Below are 17,417 nucleotides of genomic sequence, written 5' to 3' on the forward strand. Positions count from 1 at the left end.
GCCCAGCGCCGGGCCGAGCCGCCCGCACCGCAGCACCGCGAGCCCCCGCAGCGCCGTGAGGAGCCGCCGCGCGAGCCGGCCCGGCGCGAGCCCGCGCCCGCCCGCGAGCCGCGCCGGCGCAGCCGCAACCGGATGTACATCCCGGGCCTCGGCTGCCTCAAGGGCTGCCTGATGGTGCTGCTGGTGCTGGCGGTGGCCGCCGTGGCGCTGTGGAACTTCACGCCGCTGCCGCAGTACTGGGACAACGTCCAGGACTGGTTCGCCAGCGTGAGCGACTGGGTGAGCAGCATCGTCGGCAGCTCGAAGAACTGAGCCGGCGGCCGGTGCGCCGCACCGGCCGCCTCCGGGGCCACCACGCGGCGCCGGCGGCAACATTGACGCTTTGTCGACAATCCATAATATTTCTCGCCCGCCAGAGCCCGCCGAGCGCCCTCAGGCGGCCCGCGAAGGGTGTCCGGGCGCGTAGGTTGGTCGCTGTTGTCCCGCCCCACCGAGCGCACCGGACCCCCAGTGCGCTCCCGCCGCCCACGGAGCAGCATTGGCACGCAAGATCGGCAGCCGGTACACCGTCCACCAGGTCATCGGCCGGGGTTCGGCCGGGACGGTCTGGCTCGGCGAGGGCCCGGACGGCCCGGTCGCGGTCAAGCTGCTGCGCGAGGACCTGGCCTCCGACCAGGTACTGGTCGGCCGCTTCGTCCAGGAACGCGCCGCGCTGACCAGCCTCGACCACCCCCGGGTGGTCGGCGTCCGCGACATGGTCGTGGACGGCAGCGACCTCGCCCTGGTGATGGAGCTGGTCCAGGGCACCGACCTGCGCTCCCGGCTGGAGCGCGACGGCGCGCTCGCCCCGCAGGCCGCCGTCTCGCTGATCGCCGACGTCGCCGACGGCCTGGCCGCCGCGCACGCCGCCGGGATCGTGCACCGCGACGTCAAGCCCGAGAACGTCCTGCTCGACCTGGCCGCCGCCCCCGGCCCCGGCGGCGCGCCGCGCGCCAAGCTCACCGACTTCGGCGTGGCCCGCCTGGTCGACGCCCCGCGCCGTACCCGCGCCACCCGGATCATCGGCACCCCCGACTACCTCGCCCCCGAGATCATCGAGGGCCTGGAGCCGCGCGCCGCCGTCGACATCTACGCGCTGGCCACCGTGCTCTACGAGGTGCTGGCCGGTGCCACCCCGTTCGGCGGCGGACACACCGGCGCCGTGCTGCGCCGCCACGTCACCGAGCAGGTCCCGCCGGTGCCGGGCCTGCCGGACGGCCTGTGGCGGATCATCGCCGAGTGCCTGGCCAAGGCCCCCGCCTCCCGGCTGCGCGCCGCCGAGCTGGCCGAGCGGTTGCGCGAGCAGCTGCCCGCGCTGGCCGGGCTGCCCGTGCTGGCCGTCCCCGCCCAGGGCCGCGCCCCGGCCGAGGAGCTGCTGACCCCCGGCGAGGCCGTCTACGCCGAGGTGGACGCCGGGCCCGGCGTCCACAAGCGCCGCCGCGGTCCGGCCGTCCCGCTGGTGCCCGGCACCGCGCCCGACTCCACCCGGGACACCCACACCAGCCTGCGCCGCCCCTCCGCCCAGGAGCTCGCCTCCTACGCGGCCGAGTCCCGGGCCCAGCGCACCGGCACCGGCCAGAGCGGCCACCGCCGCAACCGCCAGGCCCTGCTGCGCCGCCGCCGGGTGCTGGCCGTCCTGCTGGCCACCGTCCTGCTGCTGGCCGGCGCGGCCGCCGCCTGGACGGCCTTCGCGGCCGTCACCGACCACGGCGACCGGGCGCCCCGCCCGACCGTCCACAGCACCGCCCCGCGCGCGCCGTAGCGGCCCCGGCCGGGGGCGTGAGCACTCGGTGTCGCCAGGTGCCCCCCCGGGGGCATTACCCTGGGTGCGTGGCAGCCGTCGATCCTTCCGAAGAGCTCAAGAACCTCGAAACGACCATGGGGTCGATCGAGGCCGTCCTCGACCTGGACAAGATCCGGGCCGACATCGCGCGTCTGGAGGAGGAGGCAGCCGCCCCCGACCTGTGGGACGACCTCGCGAACGCGCAGAAGGTGACCAGCCGGCTCTCCTTCCTCCAGGGCGAACTGCGCCGCGTCGAGACCCTGCGCAGCCGTATCGGCGACGTCGGCGTCCTGTTCGAGCTCGCCGAGGCCGAGGACGACGCGGACACCCGCGTCGAGGCCGAGGGCGAGCTGGGGTCGGTCAAGAAGGCGGTCGAGGAGCTGGAGGTCCGCACCCTCCTGTCCGGCGAGTACGACGCCCGCGAGGCGCTGATCAACATCCGCGCCGAGGCCGGCGGCGTCGACGCCGCGGACTTCGCCGAGCAGCTGATGCGCATGTACCTGCGCTGGGCCGAGCGGCACGGGTACCCGACCGAGGTGTACGACACCTCGTACGCGGAGGAGGCCGGCATCAAGTCCGCGACCTTCAGCGTCAAGGCGCCCTACGCCTACGGCACCCTCTCGGTCGAGCAGGGCACCCACCGCCTGGTCCGCATCTCGCCGTTCGACAACCAGGGCCGCCGGCAGACCTCCTTCGCCGGTGTCGAGGTGCTCCCGGTCGTCGAGCAGTCCGACCACGTCGACATCGACGAGTCCGAGCTGCGCATCGACGTGTACCGCGCCTCCGGCCCCGGCGGCCAGGGCGTCAACACCACCGACTCGGCGGTGCGCATCACGCACCTCCCGACCGGTGTCGTGGTCTCCTGCCAGAACGAGCGCTCGCAGATCCAGAACAAGGCCTCCGCGATGAACGTCCTCCAGGCCAAGCTGCTGGAGCGGCGCCGCCAGGAGGAGCGGGCGGCGATGGACGCCCTCAAGGACAGCGGCAGCTCCTGGGGCAACCAGATGCGCTCCTACGTGCTGCACCCGTACCAGATGGTGAAGGACGTCCGCACCGAGTACGAGGTCGGCAACCCGCAGGGCGTGCTGGACGGCGACATCGACGGCTTCATCGAGGCCGGTATCCGCTGGCGCAAGCAGCGCGAGACCGCCGCGCAGTAGGCACCGACGCGAGGAGGGCCCCGACGGATCACCGTCGGGGCCCTCCTCGTACGTCGGAACGGAATCAGGCCAGCGCCTGCCGGGCGATCAGCGCCACCGCGAAGAGTCCGGCCAGCAGGGCCAGCAGCATCGCGGGGGAGAGCGCGGCGAACGGACCCTGCTGCTCCTGCAGCCGGGCCCGGTTGGCGCGGCACACCGGGCAGCGGCCCTCGCTCACGCGGCCGTTGCAGTTGGCGCACACCAGATGGTCGCAGGTCATGCGATCTCCTCCTCGCTGCTACAGCCAACGCACCGGACGGGGCTTTGGTTCCTCTTCTTGCCCTGTGCGGGGGAGCGGCCGACCCCGACCGCCCCCTCCACTCTGCCAGGTTCTGACCGTTCCGGCCCCCGGGCTGTGAGATGCCTCGCAATATTCAGGGCATAACCGGACATTGTCCCCCAGCTTTCGACCGTTGTCACGGGCCGACCCTGCGGGCCGGGCGCGGACTCGCGTATGGTCCCAAGCCGGGAGCGGCCCTTTCCGCTCCCTCCGCCCGCTCCCGGGCCGGGCGCCCGGGGTGGATCGACCGAGGACTGGCGCCGCCTAGGATGGCCTCCGTGATGCAGCCGTGATCAGATTCGACAACGTCTCCAAGACCTATCCCAAGCAGAACCGTCCCGCCCTGGACAACGTCTCGCTGGAGATCGAGAAGGGTGAGTTCGTCTTCCTGGTCGGCTCGTCCGGCTCGGGCAAGTCCACCTTCCTCCGCCTGTGCCTGCGCGAGGAGCGCCCCAGCGTCGGCGAGGTGCACGTGCTGGGCAAGGACCTGGGCAAGCTGTCCAACTGGAAGGTGCCGCACATGCGCCGCCAGCTGGGCACGGTCTTCCAGGACTTCCGCCTGCTGCCGAACAAGACGGTCGCGCAGAACGTCGCCTTCGCGCTGGAGGTGATCGGCAAGCCCAAGAGCGCCATCAACAAGGTGGTGCCCGAGGTGCTGGACCTGGTCGGTCTCGGGGGCAAGGAGGACCGCATGCCCGGCGAGCTCTCCGGTGGTGAGCAGCAGCGCGTGGCGATCGCCCGCGCCTTCGTGAACCGCCCGATGCTGCTGATCGCGGACGAGCCCACCGGCAACCTCGACCCGCAGAACTCGGTCGGCATCATGAAGCTGCTCGACCGGATCAACCGCACCGGGACCACGGTGCTGATGGCCACGCACGACCAGGCCATCGTCGACCAGATGCGCAAGCGCGTCATCGAGCTCGACAAGGGGCTGCTGGTCCGAGACCAGGCCCGCGGCGTCTACGGATACCAGCACTGATCCACCAGCACTGATGCCGTAGGCCGCCGGCCCACTGTTGCCGGACCGGTCCCGACCCTGGAGTTGTTACACGCATGCGCGCCCAGTTCGTCCTGTCGGAGATCGGTGTGGGTCTCCGCCGCAACCTGACGATGACCATCGCGGTCGTCGTCAGCGTCGCGCTCTCCCTCGCCCTCGCCGGTGCCTCGCTCCTGGTCCGTGACCAGGTCAACTCGATGAAGGGGTACTGGTACGACAAGGTCGAGGTGAGCATCTACTTCTGCACCAAGTCGGATGCCCGCAACTCGCCGCAGTGCCAGGCCGGTGCGGCCACCGACCCGCAGATCGAGGAGATCAAGTCCCAGCTGGACAAGATGGACTCGGTGGTCCAGTCGGCGACCTTCGAGAACTCCGCCGAGGCGTACAAGCACTGGAAGGAGATGAACCCGGACAACCCGCTCATCTCCGTCCTCGGCCCGGAGGCCATCCCGCAGTCCTGGCGGGTGAAGCTCAAGGACCCGACCAAGTACGACGTCATCCAGAGCGCCTTCGCGGGCAAGCCGGGCGTCAAGTCGGTGGAGGACCAGCGCAAGATCCTGGAGAACCTCTTCGGCCTGCTGAACGGCCTGCAGACCGCGGCATTCGTGATCATGGTGCTGATGCTGTTCGTCGCCCTGCTGCTGATCGTCAACACCGTCCGGGTGTCGGCGTTCAGCCGACGGCGTGAGACCGGCATCATGCGCCTGGTCGGTGCTTCGAACTTCTACGTCCAGATGCCGTTCATCGCCGAGGCCGCCTTCGCCGCGCTGCTCGGTGCGGTGATGGCGTCCGGACTGCTGCTCGGCGGGCACTTCTTCGTCCACAGCTGGCTGGCCGATCGGGTGCAGTTCATCCACTTCATCGGGCTCGGCTCGGTGCTGGCGGTGATACCGCTGCTGGTGGTGGTCGGTATGGGCATGGCCGGTATCGCGGCGTTCTTCACGCTGCGCAAGTACCTGAAGGTCTAGCACCACCCCTTCTCACGGCCCCGGCGGCCCCGGACGGCACTGCGCCGTCCGGGGCCGCCGCCGCTCCGGCGTCGCCCGTTCCGGCCCGGCGTGCTCCGTGCTGTGTCTAGACTCCGTTTCCATGCCAGAGACTCCGCGCAGGGCACGTCAGGCGGTCACCCTCGGCCTGGTGTTCGGCGCCGTGCTGCTGGCCGGTGCCGCCACCGGCGCGTGGGGCGACCCGGGCACCCCGGCGCGCCACTCCTCCGCCGACGCGGCCCCGGCGGCGGCCGCCGCCACCGCCGCTCCCGTCGCGGCCGGGCAGGACCCGGCCGGCGCCGCGCTCTCCCAGCAGCAGGCCGAGCACCTGCTCGGTGCCAACGGCGACCGCTGGGGGGCCTACTACAGCGCCCAGGAGTACGCCGAGTTCAGCCAGGGCCTGGACGGCCGCTACCTCGGGGTGGGCCTCTCGGTGGGCCGCGGCGAGGACGGCGTCACCGCCGTCTCCCGGGTGCAGCCCGCGGGCCCGGCCGCCGAGGCCGGCATCGCCCCCGGCGACCGGCTGCTGCGGATCGGCGCCGACCAGGCCGACCACCTGCCGGTCACCGAGGTGGTCGCCCGGCTGCGCGGGCGGGAGGGCGAGCGCCGGGTCGGCTCCGAGGTGACCCTCGACGTGCAGCGCGGCGACGGCGAGGTCCGCGAGGTCCGGCTGCACCGGACCCTGCTGGACAGCCAGCAGGTCGCGGTGGAGCACCTGGACAAGGGGGTCGTCCGGATCACCGTGCGGGCCTTCACCAGCGGTGTGGCCGAACAGGTGCGCGCCGCCGTGCGCGGCGCCCGCGCCGGCGTGGTGCTCGACCTGCGCGGGAACTCCGGCGGGCTCGTCGAGGAGGCCGCCGACACCGCCGCGGTCTTCCTGGACGGCGGCCCGGTCGGCTCCTACCAGGAGCGCGGCGGGACCCGCGAGCTGACCGCCCCGCCCGGCGGCGACCAGCACGTCCCGCTGGTGGTGCTGGTGGACGGCGGCACGATGAGCGCCGCCGAACTGCTCACCGGCGCCCTCCAGGACCGCAGCCGGGCCGTGGTGGTGGGCGGCCGCACCTTCGGCAAGGGCACCGTGCAGCAGCCCAGCCGACTCGCCGACGGCGCGGTGCTGGAACTCACGGTCGGCCGCTACTTCACCCCCGCCGGGCGGTCCCCGGAAGGCACCGGCCTGGCCCCCGACGTACCGGCGGCCGGGGACGAGGACGCCGACGCGCTCGCCCTGCGGGTGCTCGCCGGTCTGGGGACCCGCGCGTAAAGGGGCTGACCGGCACCGGGCCGGGATGCGAGAATGATCGGCGCTATGGCAAAGGAAACCGGACAGAAGCTGATCGCGCAGAACAAGAAGGCGCGACACGAGTACACCATCCTCGACACCTACGAGTGCGGCCTCGTGCTCACCGGCACCGAGGTCAAGTCACTGCGCGAGGGTCGGGCCAACCTGGTCGACGGCTACGCCTACATCCAGAACCACGAGGCGTGGATCGACAACGTCTTCATCCCGGAGTACACCCAGGGGACGTGGACCAACCACGCCGCGCGGCGCAAGCGCAAGCTGCTGCTGCACCGGATGGAGATCCACAAGATCGAGGCCAAGGTCCGCGACGCCGGGCACACCCTCATCCCGCTCTCGCTGTACTTCAAGGACGGCCGGGTGAAGCTCGAACTCGCACTCGCCGTCGGCAAGAAGTTGTACGACAAGCGGCAGACGCTGCGCGAGAAGCAGGACACCCGCGAGACGGCACGCGCCGTGGCGGCGGCGCGGCGGCGCCAGGGTTAATCCGCTGGACCCTCACCCGTCGCCTCGCGTACTATGGCGCAAGCAACACGGTCGGGTCGGTTCGCCGCCCACCGAGCTGTTTCTCAACAAAACATGGGGATGATCGGTTTCGACAGGGGAAGTCGAAACAGGAGAAGCGAGCCGAGGAACGCGGCAATGATCTCGTTAACCATCTGTCGCAAAAAAATAATCGCCAATTCTAAGCGCGATTCCCAGCAGTTCGCTCTCGCTGCCTAATAAGCACCGATAGCGCTTGGGTGTCAGACCGGGGAGTTCCCGACCCGGACCCTGGCATAATCTAGGGAACTCAACCGTCCGCCCGGGCTGCGGGGGCGGAGGGGAAATCAAACAGCAGCTGGGCCTGTTGGCGGCTTGTCCGCGTGACTGCCAGGGCCGAGAAACTCACAGCGGACTGCGCTCGGAGAAGTCCTGAATCCACTCCACTGGACCCGGGTTCGATTCCCGGCATCTCCACAACCCCATGTTTCGACAGTCGAAGGCCGCCCACCGCTCAGCGGGGGGCGGCCTTCGTCGTCCCTCCCGGCGGGCCGGCCGGACCGCCACCACCGCCCAGGGGGCGGGCGGTGCGGCGCGGACCGGGGTCGGGGGCGTAGGATTTTCCGTCCGCTCATTTCCCCGAGCCGGACCCACCCACCGCAAGATGTACGTCAGGGGGCTTCTTGGGCGCGCACGGCTCAACCCAGTACACCGCCGCTACCACCGAGGCCATGCAGAGCAACACGGACACCGCCATCACCGCCGCCGCCGACTCCGCCGCGGACGGGGACACCATCCGCGCGCGCGAGGTCGCCGAGGAGCAGCACCACCTCGACACCGTCTACCACCGCCTGGAGGAGAAGCTCGCCGAGGCCGAGTACATCCTGGAGGACGCCGTCAAGCGGGTCCAGGTCGGCACCCCCGGCGCGCTCGCCGAGCGCGACGCCCAGGTCTACCGGGCCGGCGCGCACCTCCAGCGGCTCAACAACGAGTTCGAGGACTTCCTCTTCGGCCGGATCGACCTCCAGCAGGCCGATGCCCCGGAGGAGCACGGAATCCCCTCGAACACCCCGCTCGACCCGGCCGACCCGGCCGTCGCCGAGACCCTCCACATCGGCCGCCTGGGCGTCCTGGACGCCGAGTACGGCCCGCTGGTGATCGACTGGCGGGCGCCGGCCGCCGCGCCGTTCTACCGGTCCACCCCGCTGGAGCCCGGCCGGGTCATCCGCCGCCGGGTGATCCGCTCCAAGGGCCGCAAGGTGGTCGGCGTCGAGGACGACCTGCTGCGTCCCGACCTCGCCCCGACCCTGGACGGCCGCGAGCTGGCGGTGGTCGGCGACGGCGCCCTGATGGCCTCGCTCGGCCGGGCCCGCAGCCACTCGATGCGCGACATCGTGTCGTCCATCCAGAAGGAGCAGGACGAGGTCATCCGCGCCGCCGCGGCCGGGGCCACCCTGGTCACCGGCGGCCCGGGCACCGGCAAGACCGCCGTCGCCCTGCACCGCGCGGCCTTCCTGCTCTACCAGGACCGCCGCCGCTACGCCGGGGGCATCCTGGTGGTCTCCCCGACCCCGCTGCTGGTCTCCTACACCGAGGGCGTGCTGCCCTCGCTCGGCGAGGAGGGCCAGGTCGCCATCCGTGCGGTCGGCTCGCTGGTGGACGGCATCGAGGCGGGCACCTACGACACCCCGGAGGCGGCCCGGATCAAGGGCTCGGCCCGGATGACGCAGCTGCTGCGCCGGGCCGCCAGGGGCGCGCTGGAGACGGGCGCCCCGCAGGAGCTCAAGGTGGTTGCCCGCGGCGAGGTGCTGCGGCTGGACGCCGGGCGCCTGAAGGCCGTGCGCGGCAATGTCATCGGCTCCGGCGGCACCCCGCTGAACCTGCTGCGCCCGCGGGCCCGCAGGCTGCTGCTGGACGCCCTCTGGCAGGAGGTCGTCCGGCACCTGCCCAGGCCGACCGACCACTACGGCCGCGAGCAGCGCCAGGAGGAGAAGGAGTCCTTCGACGACTACGTCTCGGACGAGGCGGCGTTCCTGGACTTCCTGGACGCCTGGTGGCCCGCGCTGACCCCGCGCCGGGTGCTCGGCATGCTCAAGCACACCCGGCACACCAACCGGGTGGCCCGACGCGCCGTCACCCCGGAGGAGGCGCGGGTCCTGGCGGCCTCCTGGCGGCACCTGTCGGAGCGCGGCGAGGGCGCGCTGTCCGCGCACGACGTGGCGCTGGTCGACGAGCTCCAGGTGCTGCTCGGCGAGGCGGCCCGCCCGAAGGTCCGCGAGGTGGACGCGGTGGACCTGCTGACCGGTCTGGAGGAGGTCACCACCTTCGCCGACCGCAGCTCCAGACAGCGCGAGCGCCTGCCGGTCGAGCGCACCGAGTACGCGCACATCATCGTGGACGAGGCGCAGGACCTCACCCCGATGCAGTGGCGGATGATCGGCCGCCGGGCCCGGATGGCCACCTGGACGATCGTCGGGGACCCGGCGCAGTCCTCCTGGCCGTTCCCCGAGGAGGCCCGGGCGGCGATGGACGAGGTGCTGTCCGGCAAGCCGCGCCGCCGCCACACGCTGACCGTGAACTACCGCAACCCGGCCGAGATCGCCGAGGTGGCCGCCAAGGTGCTGGCACTGGCCGCGCCCGGGACGCCCTCGCCGAGCGCCGTGCGCCACGTCGGGGTGGAGCCGCGCTTCGCGGCCGTCACCGACCCGGCGCCGGAGGCGTTCGCGGCGGCGGCCCGGTCCGAGCTCGAGCGGCTGCTGGGGGAGGTGGACGGCACCGTGGCGGTCGTCGTGCCGATGGAGCGCCGGGCCGAGGCGGCCGGCTGGATCGCGGGTCTGGGCCAACGGGCGGTGGCGCTCGGCAGCCTGGAGGCCAAGGGCCTGGAGTACGACGCGACGGTGGTGGCCGACCCGACCGGGATCGCCGGCGAGTCCGAGGCCGGCCTGCGGGTGCTGTACGTGGCGCTGACCCGGGCGACCCAGCGGCTGACCGTGCTCTCGGGCCCGGACGACCTGCCGGACGCGGCGGGGGTGCCCGCGCTGCTGCACGGCTGACGGGTGGGGCGGCCGCCGTGCGCGGCCGCCCCGCGGCCCGGCTGACGCCCGGTCAACGACGAGGGCCCCCACCGCCTGGTGGGGGCCCTCGCTGTGACGATTGGTGACACCGACCCGCCATGCTCGCCTCGCGGCAAGTGGTCGCTCGAAGCGACTAAGGTTGGGCCCGGGGGCTTGGATCGAGCCGGTGTCCCGTCCAATGTAACGCATCGGCCCGTGGGGGCAAGCAGGGTCGCGCGCTCTTGTCGGATCCGCACACTCAATGAACATTATTTCTGGCTTCCCCCTGGTAGGTGCGACGATCGAGGTCTAGCATGCGCTGGGCGCTGCATTCAACAAACTGTTGAATCCCTGCCCGGCCCGCAGAGACCCTCAGTGGACGGAAGAAGGACGTCGATGGCGACGGTGCCCAGTGTCTCCAACTCGATCACGGTGCGGCTGGAGGTCCCGGCCCGGGGGAACGCCGTCAGTGCGATCACCACGGCCGTGGAGTCCTCGGGGGGATCGGTCACCGGTCTCGACGTCACCGCCTCCGGCCTGGAGGCGCTGCGGATCGACGTGACCGTCGCGGCCTCCTCGGTCGCGCACGGCGAGGAGATCGTCGAGAAGCTGCGGGCGATCGACGGCGTGGCGATCGGCAAGGTCTCCGACCGCACCTTCCTGATGCACCTCGGCGGCAAGATCGAGATGTCGTCCAAGCTGCCGATCCGCAACCGTGACGACCTGAGCATGATCTACACCCCGGGTGTCGCCCGGGTCTGCCTGGCGATCGCGGAGAACCCCGAGGACGCCCGCCGCCTGACCATCAAGCGCAACAGCGTCGCGGTGGTCACCGACGGCTCCGCGGTGCTCGGCCTGGGCAACATCGGCCCGGCGGCCGCGCTGCCGGTGATGGAGGGCAAGGCGGCCCTGTTCAAGCGCTTCGCCGGCATCGACGCCTGGCCGATCTGCCTGGACACCCAGGACACCGACGAGATCGTCGCCATCGTCAAGGCGATCGCCCCCGGCTTCGCGGGCATCAACCTGGAGGACATCTCCGCGCCGCGCTGCTTCGAGATCGAGGCCCGGCTGCGCGAGGCCCTGGACATCCCGGTCTTCCACGACGACCAGCACGGCACCGCGATCGTGGTGCTGGCCGCGCTCACCAACGCGCTCAAGGTGGTCGGCAAGGAGATCGGCGACATCCGGGTGGTGATGTCGGGCGCCGGCGCCGCCGGGACCGCGATCCTCAAGCTGCTGCTGGCGGCGGGCGTCGAGCACGCCACCGTGGCGGACGTGCGCGGTGTGGTCCACAGCGGCCGGGAGGACCTCAACGACTCGCTGCGCTGGATCGCCGAGCACACCAACCGCTCGGGCCGCACCGGCACCCTCAAGGAGGCCGTGGCGGACGCCGACGTCTTCATCGGCGTCTCGGCCCCGAACGTCCTGGACGGCGACGACCTGGCCACCATGGCGCAGGACGCGATCGTCTTCGCGCTGGCCAACCCGGACCCGGAGGTCGACCCGGCGATCGCCCGCCAGACCGCCGCCGTGGTGGCCACCGGCCGCAGCGACTTCCCGAACCAGATCAACAACGTGCTGGTGTTCCCGGGCGTCTTCCGCGGCCTGCTGGACGCCCAGAGCCGCACGGTCAACACCGAGATGATGATCGCCGCCGCCCGGGCGCTGGCCACCACCGTCGCGGACGACGAGCTGAACGCGAACTACATCATCCCGAGCGTCTTCCACAAGGACGTCGCCAAGACGGTGGCCGCCGCCGTGCGCGACGCGGCCCTGGCCGGCGCCTCGGACGAGCCGGCCCCGGCCCGCCCGACCCCGGGCATCGTCGGCACCCTCGACACCGCCTCGTTCCCCGTCGTCAAGCTCTGACCCGGGCCGTCCGGGACGTGTCGCGGATCGGTCAAATGACCGAATGTCGCCCTTACCCACCCAAGCCCGCCCCGAACCCTTGCGACACAAGGGCGAGGGGCGTGTTTGGGCTTGTCGTGCCTAGGGCGTACGGTAGCCCTGCACGGGGCAGGCGTGTCCGACAAGTACGGAACGTCCCCCTCATCCTCCGGCGAGTCGTCCCGACCGCCGCCCGCGCCCGGTCCGCCGGAGCCGACGGAGCGTCACACCTCCGGCGGGCGGGCGTTGTTCGGGTGGCGCCGCCGGGGCCCGATTGGCTTTCTCGGGGCCGGACGGGGCAGGATTCGTATCCAGGCAGGCAGGCGGGCCTTCGAAGGCACGGCGGCACGGGGTACGAACCCGGCCCGCGACCACGCATTGCCTGAATGAGCACAGTGTGCGGACCTGCGGCCTATCCGGGTGCCCCCCGGAGGGAGCACCGATGGGCCCCCGCACACCGCAAGCGAACAGACCACAGGAGTACACATGAACCGCAGTGAGCTGGTGGCCGCGCTGTCCGAGCGCGCCGAGGTGACCCGCAAGGACGCCGACGCCGTTCTGGCCGCCTTCGCCGAGATCGTCGGCGAGGTCGTCGCCAAGGGCGACGAGAAGGTCACCATCCCCGGTTTCCTGACCTTCGAGCGCACCCACCGCGCTGCCCGCACCGCCCGCAACCCGCAGACCGGCGAGCCGATCCAGATCGCGGCCGGCTACAGCGCCAAGGTGAGCGCCGGCTCCAAGCTGAAGGAAGCCGCCAAGGGCGCCTGAAGCACCCCTTGAACGCCCGGAGGCCGGGCTCCCCGTGAGGGGGGCCCGGCCTCCGTCGTACCCGGTGGACCGGCCCCCCTCACAGGGAGCGCCGGTCAGGCGTGGACGAGCCGCTCGCTGGGCAGCTCGACGTGGGCGCCGAGGTCGCGCAGCTTCTCCATGAAGTTCTCGTAGCCGCGGTTGATCAGGTCGATGCCGTGCACGGTCGAGGTGCCCTCGGCCGCCAGCGCCGCGATCAGGTACGAGAAGCCGCCGCGCAGGTCCGGGATGACCAGCTCGGCGCCGATCAGCTTGGACGGGCCCGAGACGACCGCGGAGTGCAGGAAGTTGCGGGCGCCGAAGCGGCAGGGGGTGCCGCCCAGGCACTCGCGGTAGAGCTGGATGTGGGCGCCCATCTGGTTCAGCGCCCCGGTGAAGCCGAGCCGCGACTCGTACACCGTCTCGTGGACGATGGACAGGCCGGTGGCCTGGGTCAGCGCGACCACCAGCGGCTGCTGCCAGTCGGTCTGGAAGCCCGGGTGCACGTCGGTCTCCAGGGCGATCGCCTTGAGCTCGCCGCCCGGGTGCCAGAAGCGGATGCCCTCGTCGTCCACCTCGAAGGCGCCCCCGACCTTCCGGAAGGTGTTGAGGAAGGTCATCATCTCCAGCTGGCGGGCGCCGCGGACGTAGATGTCGCCCTTGGTGGCCAGCGCCGCGCAGGCCCAGGAGGCGGACTCCAGGCGGTCCGGCAGCGCGCGGTGGTTGTAGCCGGTCAGCTCGTCCACGCCGGTGATCAGGATGGTGCGGTCGGTGCCCATGGTGATGATCGCGCCCATCTTCTGCAGGATGCAGATCAGGTCGACGATCTCGGGCTCGACGGCGGCGTTGCGCAGCTCGGTGACGCCCTCGCAGAGGACGGCCGTGAGCAGCACCTGCTCGGTCGCGCCGACCGAGGGGTAGGGCAGCTCGATCCGGGTGCCGCGCAGGCGCTGCGGGGCGACCAGGTAGGTGCCCTGCGGGTGCTTCTCGATGGTGGCGCCGAACTGGCGGAGCACCTCGAAGTGGAAGTCGACCGGGCGGCCGCCGATGTCGCAGCCGCCGAGGCCGGGGATGAAGGCGTGGCCGAGGCGGTGCAGCAGCGGGCCGCAGAACAGGATCGGGATGCGCGAGGAGCCGGCGTGCGCGTCGATGTCCGCGACGTTGGCGCTCTCCACGTGCGAGGGGTCGAGGATCAGCTCGCCCTCCTCGTCGCCGGTGCGCACGGTCACGCCGTGCAGCTGGAGCAGACCGCGTACCACCTTGACGTCGCGGATGTCCGGGACGTTGCGCAGTCTGCTGGGGCCCTGGCCGAGCAGGGCGGCGACCATGGCCTTGGGGACCAGGTTCTTCGCACCGCGGACGCGGATCTCGCCTTCGAGCGGGTTTCCGCCGTGGACCAGCAGGACGTCGTCGGTCATCGTTCTCGCAATCCGGGGTGCCAGAGGAGTGGGTGGGGCTCCGGTAGAGAGCCGGCGGTGGACCGGTCGTACGGGCGCGTTCGGGCCCCCGGTGTGACCGAGTCGGCACCGTATAAGGGCGTCCACCATCAGTAGATGGTAGTAGGCGTGCGAGTGGTTCCCGTGAGCCTCTCCCGTGATGGTGCTCTCTTGGGGTGGACTTCCGCCCGCCGGGGCGTCCGTACGGGTGTTCGTCCGGCGCGGCGCGGTTCGGACCGGACGGCCCTGGTGTTGCGCTGTCCGCCGCCGGGCGTTCTGCGGGATCATGTCTGGCATGACAGGGGCCCACTCGCACGGAGGCCGGTCCCACACCGGCCGCTTGCTCGTCGCGACACCCGTGCTCACCGACCCGAACTTCGCGCGGGCGGTGGTGCTCCTCCTCGACCACGACGCCGAGGGGGCGCTCGGCGTCGTCCTCAACCGGCCGACGCCGGTGGAGGTGGGCAGCGTGCTGGACGGCTGGGGCGGCCTGGTCGGGCAGCCCGCCGTGGTGTTCCAGGGCGGCCCGGTGGCGCTCGACTCGGCGCTCGGCCTGGCGGTGGCGCCGGGGGACCCGGGCACCGGCGAGCCGCTCGGCTGGCGGCGGGTGCACGGCGCGATCGGCCTGGTGGACCTGGAAGCGCCGCCCGAGGTGCTGGCCGGGGAGCTGGGGGCGCTGCGGATCTTCGCCGGGTACGCGGGCTGGTCCCCGGGGCAGCTGGAGACCGAGATCGGCAGCGGCGCGTGGTACCTGGTGGACTGCGAGCCGGGTGACATCTCCAGCCCCGAGCCGGACCGGCTCTGGCGCGCGGTGCTGCGCCGCCAGCGCGGCCCGCTCGCCCTGCTGGCGACCTACCCGGACGACCCCACCCTGAACTGACCCGGACGGCCCCGGGCCCCGGCACTGGCCCGCTTTCCCGGGGCGCCCATAGACTTGGCACCCATGAGCACTCTTGAGCCCGAGCGCGGCCTCGGCACCGGCACCCTGGTCGAGCCCGTCCCGCAGGTGTCCCACGGGGACGGCGACCACGAGCGCTTCGCGCACTACGTCCAGAAGGACAAGATCATGGAGAGCGCCCTCTCCGGATCCCCCGTGGTGGCGCTCTGCGGCAAGGTGTGGGTGCCCGGGCGCGACCCGAAGAAGTACCCGGTCTGCCCGATGTGCAAGGAGATCTACGACGGCATCGGCAAGCCGCAGGGCGGGGACGACAACAACAAGTAGTCCGCCCGGTCCGGACTGTTTTGCATAGCGACCATTTCCCCAGGTGGTCTATGCCAATCGGGCAGGTCGTGGGCAGGATGGCGGGATGGATCTCATTCCCGCCCCCTTGAGTTCCGTCCGCCTCCCGGACGAGGACTTCCCCCTCGACCACGCGACCACCCTCACCGCGGCGCCCGCCCTGGCGGACGCCGAGCGGTGGCTGCGCACCTCGCTGACCGCCGCGACCGGGCTGCCCCTGGGCCCCGGGCGGTCCGGCGAGGGCATCGAACTGGTCCACGACGAGTCGCTGGCCGGTGAGGCGTACCGGATCTCGGTGCGCCCCGGCCGCGCCGTGGTCACCGCCGCAGGCCCGGCCGGCGCCCTGTGGGGCGCGCAGACCCTGCGCCAGCTCCTCGGCCCGGACGCCTTCCGCCGCGCGCCGCTGCGCCGCACCGGCTGGGTGCTGCCCGGCACCGACATCGAGGACGCCCCCCGCTTCGGCTGGCGCGGCGTGCTGCTGGACGTCTCCCGGCACTTCCTGCCCAAGGCGGACGTGCTGCGCTTCCTCGACCTGCTGGCCGCGCACAAGCTGAACGTGCTGCACCTGCACCTGACCGACGACCAGGGCTGGCGGGTGGAGATCAAGCGCTACCCGAAGCTCACCGAGCGGGGCGCCTGGCGCGAGCGCTCGATGGTCGGCTACCGGCTGGGCAACCGCCGCGACGACCGCCCGCACGGCGGCTTCTACACCCAGGACGACCTGCGCGAGATCGTCGCGTACGCCGCCGATCGGCAGATCACCGTCGTCCCCGAGATCGACCTGCCCGGCCACACCCAGGCCGCCATCGCCGCCTACCCCGAGCTGGGCAACGCCGACGTCGTGGACACCTCGGCGCTGGGCGTCTGGACGGACTGGGGGGTCAGCCCCCACGTGCTGAACGCCTCCGAGGGCACCCTGCGGTTCTTCGAGGGCGTGCTGGAGGAGGTCCTGGAGATCTTCCCGTCCGAGTTCGTCCACCTCGGCGGCGACGAGTGCCCCAAGGAGCAGTGGAAGGAGAGCGCGGCCGCGCAGCAGCGGATCACCGAGCTCGGGCTGGGCAACGAGGACGAGCTGCAGAGCTGGGTGATCCGGCACTTCGACGGCTGGCTGGCCGCCCGCGGACGCCGGCTGATCGGCTGGGACGAGATCCTGGAGGGCGGCCTGGCGCCCGGCGCGGCCGTCTCCTCCTGGCGCGGCTTCGCCGGCGGGATCGCCGCCGCGCAGGCCGGGCACGACGTGGTGATGTGCCCCGAGCAGCACGTCTACCTGGACCACCGGCAGGGCCCGGCGGACGAGGAGCCCATCCCGGTGGGCTTCCTGCGGACCCTGGAGGACGTCTACCGGTTCGAGCCCGTCCCCCGGCAGCTGGACGAGGAGGCGGCCCGGCGGGTGATCGGCACCCAGGCCAACCTCTGGAGCGAGTTCATGGACTCCGCCCGGGACATCGACTACCGGGCCTTCCCCCGGTTGGCCGCCTTCGCCGAGGTCGCCTGGTCCGCGCTGCCGACCGAGCCGGCCGCGCGCGACTTCGAGGGGTTCGACCGCCGGATGGCCGCCCACCTGGCCCGGCTGGACGCGCTCGGCGTCGAGTACCGCCCGGCCGGCGGGCCGCACCCCTGGCAGCGCCGGCCCGGAGTGGTCGGCCGGCCGATCGAGGGCGCGCCGCCGGTGAAGTGAGCACCCCCGGGCGCCGCACCGCGTGGCGGCGCCCGGGAACTTCTGAGCGGTCATCGGACGTCAAGAACAGATGAACATCCGCTCCGGTTCGCATCGAACCGGAGCAGATACCGCCCGGTATCCGTCCCAATCGGGCAGTCCCGTTCGCCCGCCCCGAAATGATCATCGAGCATTGTGTGCCAGAGTTGCCCAACCCGGCCCGATCGCCCGTACCCTACGGGCCAGGCCGGGCTGCCGACGCGGACATCTCGGCCGAAGGCCGCGGGCGGCAGG

The 17,417-nt window shown here is 72.1% G+C and carries 14 protein-coding genes, 1 other RNA gene and 1 pseudogene; 14 read left to right on the forward strand and 2 right to left on the reverse strand.

From position 1 onward, the window contains the following. From ACFVVX_RS17165 to prfB, 3 genes and pseudogenes are all read left to right on the forward strand, one after another. A pseudogene (locus ACFVVX_RS17165) lies at positions 1-312 on the forward strand (serine/threonine protein kinase); the annotation flags it as partial. 226 nt (positions 313-538) lie between these two features. Then, on the forward strand, positions 539-1,801 hold the full coding sequence (locus ACFVVX_RS17170; RefSeq protein ID WP_387946227.1) for a serine/threonine-protein kinase: 1,263 nt from the start codon (positions 539-541) through the stop codon (positions 1,799-1,801). Positions 1,802-1,869: 68 nt separating this feature from the next. Further along, on the forward strand, positions 1,870-2,982 hold the full coding sequence (gene prfB / locus ACFVVX_RS17175; RefSeq protein ID WP_387946229.1) for a peptide chain release factor 2: 1,113 nt from the start codon (positions 1,870-1,872) through the stop codon (positions 2,980-2,982). 64 nt (positions 2,983-3,046) lie between these two features. Here prfB and ACFVVX_RS17180 read toward each other — a convergent pair whose 3' ends face one another. Beyond that, positions 3,047-3,241 carry a hypothetical protein gene (locus tag ACFVVX_RS17180; RefSeq protein ID WP_387946231.1) on the reverse strand — a complete coding sequence of 65 codons (195 nt, stop codon included), beginning with the start codon at positions 3,239-3,241 and terminating at the stop codon, positions 3,047-3,049. A 349-nt stretch (positions 3,242-3,590) separates the two neighbouring features. Here ACFVVX_RS17180 and ftsE point away from each other — a divergent pair, with 349 nt between their 5' ends. The 8 genes from ftsE (at position 3,591) to ACFVVX_RS17220 (ending at position 12,772) form a co-directional block, all read left to right on the forward strand. Next, entirely contained in the window at positions 3,591-4,280 is a 690-nt protein-coding gene (gene ftsE, locus ACFVVX_RS17185; protein ID WP_184919059.1) for a cell division ATP-binding protein FtsE, read from the forward strand. Positions 4,281-4,354: 74 nt separating this feature from the next. Next, complete coding sequence (ftsX, locus tag ACFVVX_RS17190; protein ID WP_387946233.1) at positions 4,355-5,266, forward strand: permease-like cell division protein FtsX; 912 nt, start codon at positions 4,355-4,357, stop codon at positions 5,264-5,266. Between the two features lie 121 nt (positions 5,267-5,387). Continuing rightward, on the forward strand, positions 5,388-6,545 hold the full coding sequence (locus tag ACFVVX_RS17195; protein WP_387946235.1) for a S41 family peptidase: 1,158 nt from the start codon (positions 5,388-5,390) through the stop codon (positions 6,543-6,545). A gap of 45 nt (positions 6,546-6,590) precedes the next feature. After that, on the forward strand, positions 6,591-7,067 hold the full coding sequence (gene smpB / locus ACFVVX_RS17200) for an SsrA-binding protein SmpB (RefSeq protein ID WP_387946237.1): 477 nt from the start codon (positions 6,591-6,593) through the stop codon (positions 7,065-7,067). Positions 7,068-7,162: 95 nt separating this feature from the next. After that, positions 7,163-7,544: a transfer-messenger RNA gene (gene ssrA, locus ACFVVX_RS17205) on the forward strand. A gap of 251 nt (positions 7,545-7,795) precedes the next feature. Next, a complete protein-coding gene (locus ACFVVX_RS17210; RefSeq protein ID WP_387946239.1) occupies positions 7,796-10,117 on the forward strand; it encodes a HelD family protein in 2,322 nt (773 codons plus the stop codon). A gap of 396 nt (positions 10,118-10,513) precedes the next feature. After that, positions 10,514-11,986: an NAD-dependent malic enzyme gene (locus ACFVVX_RS17215; protein ID WP_387946241.1), complete on the forward strand. Its 1,473-nt coding sequence runs from the start codon at positions 10,514-10,516 to the stop codon at positions 11,984-11,986. A gap of 504 nt (positions 11,987-12,490) precedes the next feature. Next, complete coding sequence (locus tag ACFVVX_RS17220) at positions 12,491-12,772, forward strand: HU family DNA-binding protein (RefSeq protein WP_030059737.1); 282 nt, start codon at positions 12,491-12,493, stop codon at positions 12,770-12,772. Positions 12,773-12,867: 95 nt separating this feature from the next. On the opposite strand, the gene murA is transcribed toward ACFVVX_RS17220, so the two are convergent. Continuing rightward, positions 12,868-14,208 (reverse strand): UDP-N-acetylglucosamine 1-carboxyvinyltransferase, encoded by a 1,341-nt coding sequence (gene murA, locus ACFVVX_RS17225; protein WP_387946243.1) that lies wholly within the window; start codon positions 14,206-14,208, stop codon positions 12,868-12,870. A gap of 304 nt (positions 14,209-14,512) precedes the next feature. Here murA and ACFVVX_RS17230 point away from each other — a divergent pair, with 304 nt between their 5' ends. The 3 genes from ACFVVX_RS17230 to ACFVVX_RS17240 all read left to right on the forward strand — a co-directional run bounded on the left by ACFVVX_RS17230 (position 14,513) and on the right by ACFVVX_RS17240 (position 17,144). Continuing rightward, positions 14,513-15,106, forward strand: a complete 594-nt coding sequence (locus ACFVVX_RS17230) for a YqgE/AlgH family protein (protein WP_387946245.1) — start codon at positions 14,513-14,515, stop codon at positions 15,104-15,106. Between the two features lie 63 nt (positions 15,107-15,169). Continuing rightward, a complete protein-coding gene (locus ACFVVX_RS17235) occupies positions 15,170-15,448 on the forward strand; it encodes a DUF3039 domain-containing protein (RefSeq protein WP_350581611.1) in 279 nt (92 codons plus the stop codon). 85 nt (positions 15,449-15,533) lie between these two features. Then, a complete protein-coding gene (locus ACFVVX_RS17240; RefSeq protein WP_387946248.1) occupies positions 15,534-17,144 on the forward strand; it encodes a beta-N-acetylhexosaminidase in 1,611 nt (536 codons plus the stop codon). Positions 17,145-17,417: the final 273 nt, after the last annotated feature.

This window comes from Kitasatospora sp. NPDC058170 (genome assembly GCF_042883905.1).
Lineage (GTDB): Bacteria > Actinomycetota > Actinomycetes > Streptomycetales > Streptomycetaceae > Kitasatospora.